The 5,587-nt window shown below is 62.5% G+C and carries 3 protein-coding genes and 1 pseudogene; all 4 read right to left on the reverse strand.

All coding sequences use genetic code 11. From position 1 onward, the window contains the following. Window positions 1–844, reverse strand: an 844-nt coding sequence (locus EN990_RS34665) for a tetratricopeptide repeat protein (protein WP_164766221.1), incomplete at its 3' end; no start/stop codon positions are given. A 46-nt stretch (window positions 845–890) separates the two neighbouring features. Continuing rightward, a complete protein-coding gene (locus tag EN990_RS34670; protein WP_064994815.1) occupies window positions 891–2,294 on the reverse strand; it encodes an HlyD family type I secretion periplasmic adaptor subunit in 1,404 nt (467 codons plus the stop codon). 20 nt (window positions 2,295–2,314) lie between these two features. Next, complete coding sequence (locus tag EN990_RS34675; protein WP_063170857.1) at window positions 2,315–4,615, reverse strand: peptidase domain-containing ABC transporter; 2,301 nt, start codon at window positions 4,613–4,615, stop codon at window positions 2,315–2,317. Window positions 4,616–4,804: 189 nt separating this feature from the next. Then, a pseudogene (locus tag EN990_RS35875) lies at window positions 4,805–5,587 on the reverse strand (hypothetical protein); the annotation flags it as partial.

The following is a 5,587-nucleotide window of genomic DNA, read 5'->3' on the forward strand; positions in this document are numbered from 1 at the left end:
CCTCAATATTTCCTGCAAATGCGGCCCGCCGCATCCACGCCTCGCCGGCGGCGATATCTTGACCTGCAAGGCCACCCTCGATGAGCGCCGATCCCAACCGGAATTGGGCTGAGGGCAAGCCTTTCTCCGCGGCAAGCTGATACAGTCGCGCGGCTGCCGGTCGATCAGCTGGCATGCCGCGTCCATGCTCAGTCAGGACCCCAAGAAGGTAGATTGCGGTTGGCAGACCGGCGTCGGCAGCGCGTCGAACCTCGGCGGCAACTTTGGCCGTCTGCGCAGGCTGCCCGCGCCGGGCGAGGGAAAGAGCAAGGCCCAGGCATCCCTCAGGGCAGCCGGCTGCCGCAGACTTCTCATACCAGCCATGCGCCGCATCCAGGTCCCGCATCGCTTCGGGGCCTCTGCTGAGGATATAGGCGAGAATTGCCTGCCCGGTTGCGGAGCCAGCTTCGGCTGCCTTTTTCGCGAGCCCGAACGCTGCCGCGAATTCCGGCTCCCGCGAGGAATCCCGTTCGAACAAGCTTTGCGATTCCAAGCCATTGCCGTCGGGCTCCTGCGCCGCCAGTCCAGCCACGTAAAGCGCGGCGAGGAGCGACTGGGCATCGGGGCTGCCGTGATCGGCCGCTCGCCGCAGCCAACGCGCGCCTTCCGACCGGCTTGGCGGCACACCCAAACCTTCGAGATAGCAACGAGCGACGCGGTATTCGGCCTCGACAATCCCGGCGCGTGCCGCAATTGCCAGCAGCGGAAAGGCTTCTAAAGGCTTGCCGCTGTCAGAAAGCTGGATCGCCCGGCGCAATACCAGCGCTGGTGGACCGTAAGCAGTCAGGCGGTCAAGGATTGCCATCGATGCGAGAACGCATACCTCCGTTTGTCGCGCACGGCGCCCGAGCCTATGGCTCCCTCATCGCTTCTTGGCCTAGGGGGAGTATGGCGCCGAGAATATACTTGAGCACGGTACGGCGGCCGACCTTGACGTCAGCGGTTACCGGCATGCCAGGGACGATCGTGAAACTTGCGGGCACGCCATGGAGGGCGACCTCGTCGATGGAAATCTGCGTGCGGTAAAACAGGTCAGCGTCCGGGGGCAGCATGGCCAACGAGCTGTTCGGGTCGCGCGCCTGTTCCCGGGCCGAGAAGGAATCCGGGCTCACCGTGCGCACAGTGCCATGCGCGAGGCCATATTGCGAATATGGAAAGGTGTCGAACTTGATGGCCACGGGGTCACCGACGTGGACGAACCCACTGCTACGGCCGACAATGTTCGTTTCGATTTCAAGCACCGCGTCGTCCGGCACCAGGGTCATCAGCCGGTCACCCGATTGCAGGATCGACCCGACGGAAACCTTCGCCACTGACTGAACGATGGCGTTTGCATCGCTTTTCAGCTCGACCAACTGCTTACGCAGCTTTGCCTTGTTGAGAAGCTCACGGGCATCGGACATACGCGAGCCCGCCTCCGACAGGCCTTGCGAGACTTCCGCGCGCCAGCTCTGGATGTAGCCATCGCGGTCGGCGGCCACCGTCGCCTGTTGTCGCTTGGCAGCTTCCGATGTCTGCTCGGCGTTGCCGAGCGCCCGGGACATCTCTGCCCAGTTGTCCTCGGCCAGAAGCGTATTGAGGCGGCTGCCCACCTGTCTTGCTTCCAGTTGCTTGCGCATCCGTTCGATCGAAGCCGCGACGGCCAGTCGCTGGCGGTAGCCGTCAGCATCGGACTGGGAACGCGAGATCACGGAACTGAGTTCATCGCTCTGCCGGTCAAAACTCGACAGCTTGGCGTCGTAGACGGCTTTTCGACGATCGAAGATTGATGCCTGCAGGGTCCAACTCGGGTCCAGACCGTCATAGCTGAAGGGCTTTCCGTCGGCTTCCGCTTTCAAACGGGCCACTTCGGCTTCAAGTGTCGAGACCTGTGTCGTCAGCGCAGCAAGGTCAGCGGAGGCGAAGGTCGCGTCGAGGCGTGCAAGCGTTTGACCAGCTCGCACGCGCTGTCCTTCGCGCACCTCGATCGAGCGGACGATCGCCGTCTCGAGCGGCTGCACCAGAATATTCGGCGATTGCGACACCACGAGCCCTCTGGTGGAGACGACCTGATCGACCGGTATGAGCCCTGAGAGTGTTATCAGGGCAACGACCATGCTTGAGATGATCCAGACCATGCCGCGCGCCATTCGTGGGACGGGCGCATTGGCGATGGCCGTCGACGGCCATTGGAATTCCAGGATGACGGGCATCGTCGGATCGCTCGGCTCTGTCCGGCGCCGGACGGGAAGACTGGAATGGGTGATGCTGCTCATGGGCGCCCCGAAGCCGATGCTCACACAAGTCTCGGCGGCACAGCGGCCAGACGAGCTTGGCGATTGTCAAGATGCCGGTTCTGCTGCATCCAAAGCTGGCGGTAGAGCGCGCATCGTTCGAGCAGGGTCGCATGCGGCGCGACATCGAGGACCTGGCCCTGATCCATGACCAGGATCTGGTCGCATTCGGTCAGCGAGGAAAGCCGGTGCGAAACAATAATCATCGTGCGGCCCCTGGCGATGCGCATGAGATTGGCGCTGACCACCGCCTCGCTCTCCGGATCAAGCGCGCTGGTCGCCTCGTCAAGGATCATGACGGTCGGATCGTGGATGAGCGCGCGCGCAATCGCCAGCCGCTGCTTTTGACCACCCGACAGGTTGGGCGAACCTTCCTCAATATAGGTGTCATAGCCGTTGGGCATGCGTTCGATGAATTCTTCGGCGCCGGCAAGGTGAGCGGCTCGCATGGCGTCGGAAAGGGTCAGGCCGGGGCGCCCGGCGATGATGTTGTCTCGAATCGACCCGCGGAAAAGGAAATTGTCCTGGAGGACCACGCCGAGCCCCTGGCGAAGGTGACGCAGGTTGATTTCCTTGAGGTCGACGCCATCCAGCTTGAGAAAACCGCTGTAATCGCGATTGATCCCCTGCAGAAGCCGCGCAATTGTCGATTTCCCCGAACCGCTGCGCCCGACGATGCCGAACATCGTCCCTGCTGGAATGTCGAAGTTGACCCGGTCAAGCGCTGGCGTGTTGGTGCCGATGTAGGTGAAGGTCAGATCACGGAAACTGATCTCGCCAACGAGCTTCGGTCTCAGACCTGTGGAATTCGAACTGCTTTCCAGGGGCCGGTTGAGGACGGATCCTGCCTCGCTGATTGCCGCCCCTACCTCCTCGAAGTCCTCGACCAGTCGAGCAAGACCGACGAGAGGCTGTGCGACGCGTTGGGCGATCATCATGAATGCGAACAAGCTGCCGACCATGTAGCCAGACGTGTCGCTCATCGCGAGATAAGCTCCGATCAGCATGGTGCCGAGGACCATCGCACGCTCGATTGGCGTGACAAGCGTCTGCGGCCAGTTGGCAAGCTGCCCGAAGGCAAGGCGCGCCCTGCCCGCTTCCGCCACCCGCTCGTCCCAAAGCGCCCTGCGTTGCGGTTCGAGACCGAGCGCCTTCACCGTCTTGATGCCGACGACGGTTTCGCCGAGCGCCGCCGCCTTCCAGGTCTCGGCATCGACCACTTGCTGGTAGCGGCGGCGCAACGGCGCGAGAAAGGCGAAGATGATCAACATAATCACGCCCGCGCAGGCAAGCACCATCCAGCCCAGCGTGGCGTTGATATAGAACATCACCGGGATCAGCACGCAGAGCGTGATCAGATCCAGGAACGTGCTGAGGAGTTTTCCGGTGAGGAATTCGCGGATGCGATAGATCTGCGCGAGATGGTACATCGTCTCGCCGGCCGGATGACGCTCGAAATAATCAAGCGGCAGACGCAGGAGCCTGCTGAAAACATGCAAGTTCAGTTTGGTATCCAGGCGGGCGCCGACGACGTTGATGATCAGCCGTCGGGCGTGACCGAGGAGCGTCTCGTAAACGAACAGGACGGCAATTGTGGCCGACAGGAGCACGAGGGTTGAAACGCTGTTGAACTGCAGCACCTTGTTGACCAGTGTCATGACCATGAGAGGCGGCAGAACGGTAAGGAGGCTGAGCGTGAACGAGGCGATACCGATGTCACGCATAGAACGGCTTTCGAACCGTACCAGGTCGATCAACCAACCGAGGGTGAAAGGCGCATCGGCCGCGATATAGGATCGCGCTGGACGCAACAGCACGGCCTCACCCGCCCACACCTGCGACAGCCGCAACTCGTCGATGGCGATGGCTTCGGCATCCTCGGGCGCATCCGCACTTTTGAGGAAGACGACATTCCGCTCTGGACTGGCCCCGGTGAGGAGACCTGCGCCACCGTCATTGAACAGCAGGACGACCGGTCCCGTGTGCTCGAAGCGCAGAAGATGCGACCAGCGGATGCGGAGCGCACGCGACCACATGCCGCCGTTCTGGGCCCATTGCGAGAGATCGGTCGCGTTTGGAACCGGGCTTGCGCTCGCCACCTTGAACTCGTTCGGGTCGAGTTCGACGCCATGGTAGCGGGCGACCCGTAGCACCGCCTTGAGGCGCGGGGCAATCCGGTCGAACTCGGCGGGTCCGCCGGGTGCCCTCCCCGCCTCGCTCTGGCTGCCAACCTTGCCCGTCGCCTCCGCGTCCACGCGGATCGAGGTTGGCCGTGCATCGGCGTTCAGAGGTATGCTCACCATGCACTTCCCCTCCGGCCCACAAGCGAGGGTTCAAGGATGCTCCGGGCAAGCCGGCCCAGCCGGGACTGCTGACAAAACGCACTATATTCCAAATAGGCCAGCCGCACGGGCCCTTTGCCCGCCTGGAAATGGTGAACGCGCGGCACTTGCGTTCCCGCAAGGGCCGCGCGTTCTTTCTTCAACCTGGACTCAGTCATTAGGTTTCAGAATATCCTTCATTGCCTTCTTCAGCGTGTCGTCGGTGTTAGTGTATCCGGCGCCTTGCTTGCCCTTGTCAGAAGTCAAGTCGGACGTTGCACCGGATGTCTTGTTCTGGTTCGGACTAAGGCCCTTGATCGTATTGAGAACGTTCAAGAGATCGCTCGTCACCGAACCCCCAGCCAGGCCAACGAGCTGCCGGAACGAGGCTTGGCTATCGGTGTCGCTGCTGGCGGCCGGGCCCGATTGCAAGAACTGCTTGGAGTCCTTGAGTCCGATCGTATCGGCCGAGACCTTGGCGTGGTTGCCGTTACCTGGCGAACCATCGTTGTCGGACCCGTCATTGCCATGCCCCTTGCCTGGGTTGCTGCTGTCGCTTCCATCAGGATCGTTGCCGCCACCGTTGTTGCCATGGTCGCGGTCACCGGTCCCGCCGCCCGAGCCAGTCGCACCTGTCGGACCTGTCGAACCGGTGGCTCCGGTTGAGCCAGTCGAACCTGTAGAGCCTGTTGCTCCAGTCGAACCGGTCGAACCTGTAGAGCCGGTCGAACCTGTCGATCCGGTCGAGCCAGTTGCTCCGGTATCACCGGTTGCACCTGTGGCGCCGGTTGCTCCGGTCGATCCGGTCGAACCTGTTGCCCCAGTAGAGCCTGTTGCTCCAGTATCACCGGTTGCTCCTGTGGCGCCGGTCGAGCCGGTTGCTCCGGTCGATCCGGTCGAACCTGTTGCCCCAGTAGAGCCGGTCGAACCTGTCGATCCGGTCGAGCCAGTTGC

The sequence above is a fragment of the Mesorhizobium sp. M7A.F.Ca.US.005.03.1.1 genome, assembly GCF_003997975.1.
In the GTDB taxonomy this organism is placed as follows: domain Bacteria; phylum Pseudomonadota; class Alphaproteobacteria; order Rhizobiales; family Rhizobiaceae; genus Mesorhizobium; species Mesorhizobium ciceri.

Bases quoted from the DNA above. Each gene is read 5' to 3' on its own strand.
- EN990_RS34670 (WP_064994815.1), bottom strand. From the start codon at position 2,294: ATGAGCAGCATCACCCATTCCAGTCTTCCCGTCCGGCGCCGGACAGAG.
- EN990_RS34675 (WP_063170857.1), bottom strand. From the start codon at position 4,615: ATGGTGAGCATACCTCTGAACGCCGATGCACGGCCAACCTCGATCCGC.